The sequence below is a fragment of the Pectobacterium brasiliense genome (assembly GCF_013449685.1).
In the GTDB taxonomy this organism is placed as follows: Bacteria; Pseudomonadota; Gammaproteobacteria; order Enterobacterales; family Enterobacteriaceae; genus Pectobacterium; species Pectobacterium brasiliense_A.
The window spans coordinates 1-2,078 of record NZ_JACDSF010000072.1 but is presented as its reverse complement, the minus strand read 5'-3'; the positions used below and the strand labels follow the sequence as shown (position 1 = coordinate 2,078).

Below are 2,078 nucleotides of genomic sequence, written 5' to 3'. Positions count from 1 at the left end.
GCCGGGATTTGAAATTCCAGAGATGGATGATGTCAGTATTCTTGCGACACCGATGCCGGACGAGAAGGATTTTCGTGATTACATTCTGGTGTTCCCTGAGAATGCGTTTCCACCGATTTATGTTTATTTATCAGAAAGTAAGATATCTTATACACACGGATACAAGCATTATCCGCCGAAGGGATTATCTTGGGGGGAAGTGATTAAAACCACAAAAAGTGGGCCAGCTAAATTTAAGCCTAATGTAGATATTCCCTCTATAGATCATGAGGTTTGGGAAAATGGTATGTCGACGTCAAACGGACAAAACTGGAAGATTATGCATTTTGACGAAGTAAAAGGGGCATATAAAGGAAAAGAAACTTCATGGGTTGTGACAAAGGAGTCACAAGGAACGATTCATTCTCACCCCATTGGCGAACAAGAAGCAAGAAGGTTAATGAAATGAAAAGTGAAATAGTTATTTTGGGCGATGTATACATGATTAATCATCTGGATAGTGTTTTTGATGAATTATCTGGTATTGATTTTAATAAAGCAGTTTCAGAGGAAATTAATAAATTAGATGAGGATTTATTGATGTTATCATGCTCGAACGGAAATGTTCTAGATATAGGCTGGTATCCTGCATTTGAAGATGATGGGAACTTTAAAATATGCATAATAAAAAATGGAAACTGGGATAACCCGTTATATGAGGAGAGTGTACATTGGGATAAAAATTTTTTAAGGAACAAGATAAAAGAATTAATAAATAAATTAGATGGCTAAAGTATGATTTTTAATCCTGAAAAAGATTGTAAAAATGACTGTGAATGTTGAAGCATTATTTAATCGAATAGGAAAAACTTACCAAGAGATCTTTGATGAAGGATTGATCCCTTATAAAAAAACGCCTAAAGGCACTTCAGGCTCTCCAGTACTTAGTTTGGATATGCCAAAAGAAGGGATTTTTCTTGCATTTGAGCGAAATGAAAAAACTCTCATAGAGATTACTCTTATGATTCAGAATAAAACTGTTGCAGGTTGGGTCATTCCCGAATGATCTTCCTGCTCCATTACTGAAGCAGAGCAAGATGTCTCGTGAGTGGGTACATGAGGTATTTGGTAATCCAATACGTAGTACACCACCGCAAGTCATAATGAATGAGTCGTTTGGATGGGTTGACTTGTTTTCATCAGGGGTGAGACATATTCAAACCAGTATCCAGATAAATTACGATGAAGATAATATAGTTACCGAAGTCGCATTTATTCCAACATCTACGCTTCGGTGGTAGTTAGGCTCTTGATGTTCATCATTGTGTTCCGCTATCTCAAGGAGGGGAGGATACGGTTGAAAATGCAATTGCTACTTGTCCAAATTGCCATTTTGACTGAAATCATCATTTAATGGCTCAAGAATATCCCTGTCCATACCCAAAAATTCACCCATGCGTGAAATTTGGTATATATCTCCCCATACTTCACGCAGTATTAGGGGAGATAAATTATTAACTGCTATGACTGATTGGAAAACTCAAACTGCCTCACCATCCCGTTGCTGTTAGCATCCAGAAAATCAGCCCACCATTGCAGCATTAGGCGACGTTGCTCAAGATGTTTAGCCTTATTGGTATAGGCAGCGCGAACGTTGTTCTTTTCCATGTGGCTCATCTGAAGTTCAACCACATCTTCAGGCCAGATACCCGATTCAATTAGGGCACTACACGCCAGCGTTCGGAAACCATGACCACACAAATCGGTTTTGGTGTCATAACCCATTTTGCGCAGTGCTTTGTTGATGGTGTTTTCGCTCATAGGTTTCATCGCATCATAACAACCCGTCAGGATAAAACCCTCATCACCGTTAACGTCATAGGTGAGGTCTTTTAGTTCTTCTAAAATGTTCAGTTGCTGCTGCACCACAAAGGCTATGTCGAGAGCTACAGGCGAAAAGGGAAAGAAGCTCACCTTTTTCTACAAAACGCTCCTAATGTCTCCTGTGGGGAATTGTAGTCAATCATCCTATGCAAAGAGCAGAGCATTCGCCAGACAGTGGCGCTGTCGAAGTCTAATAGAATGAAGAAGGTGATAGC

Annotated in this window: 4 protein-coding genes and 2 pseudogenes; 5 read left to right on the top strand and 1 reads right to left on the bottom strand. The window is 39.5% G+C overall.

Annotation, left to right across the window (positions count from 1 at the left end):
• From H0248_RS22280 to H0248_RS20595, 5 genes and pseudogenes are all read left to right on the top strand, one after another.
• Positions 1-448, top strand: a 448-nt coding sequence (locus tag H0248_RS22280) for an S-type pyocin domain-containing protein (RefSeq protein WP_257981573.1), incomplete at its 5' end; no start/stop codon positions are given.
• Positions 445-771: a hypothetical protein gene (locus H0248_RS20605; RefSeq protein WP_180787305.1), complete on the top strand. Its 327-nt coding sequence runs from the start codon at positions 445-447 to the stop codon at positions 769-771. The genes H0248_RS22280 and H0248_RS20605, both read left to right, overlap by 4 nt.
• Before the next feature lie 34 nt (positions 772-805).
• Positions 806-1,045 (top strand): DUF6392 family protein, encoded by a 240-nt coding sequence (locus H0248_RS22385; protein ID WP_308415676.1) that lies wholly within the window; start codon positions 806-808, stop codon positions 1,043-1,045.
• A gap of 31 nt (positions 1,046-1,076) precedes the next feature.
• Entirely contained in the window at positions 1,077-1,280 is a 204-nt protein-coding gene (locus tag H0248_RS22380; protein WP_308415675.1) for a DUF6392 family protein, read from the top strand.
• Between the two features lie 19 nt (positions 1,281-1,299).
• Positions 1,300-1,380: pseudogene (locus H0248_RS20595) on the top strand (HNH endonuclease); the annotation flags it as partial.
• Positions 1,381-1,500: 120 nt separating this feature from the next.
• Here H0248_RS20595 and H0248_RS20590 read toward each other — a convergent pair.
• Positions 1,501-1,899, bottom strand: a pseudogene (locus H0248_RS20590) (tyrosine-type recombinase/integrase); the annotation flags it as partial.
• Positions 1,900-2,078 lie beyond the last annotated feature (179 nt).

What these genes read in the sequence shown, in the direction of transcription:
- H0248_RS20605 (WP_180787305.1), top strand. Translation starts at nt 445, where the DNA reads ATGAAAAGTGAAATAGTTATTTTGGGCGATGTATACATGATTAATCAT.
- H0248_RS22385 (WP_308415676.1), top strand. Translation starts at nt 806, where the DNA reads ATGACTGTGAATGTTGAAGCATTATTTAATCGAATAGGAAAAACTTAC.
- H0248_RS22380 (WP_308415675.1), top strand. Translation starts at nt 1,077, where the DNA reads ATGTCTCGTGAGTGGGTACATGAGGTATTTGGTAATCCAATACGTAGT.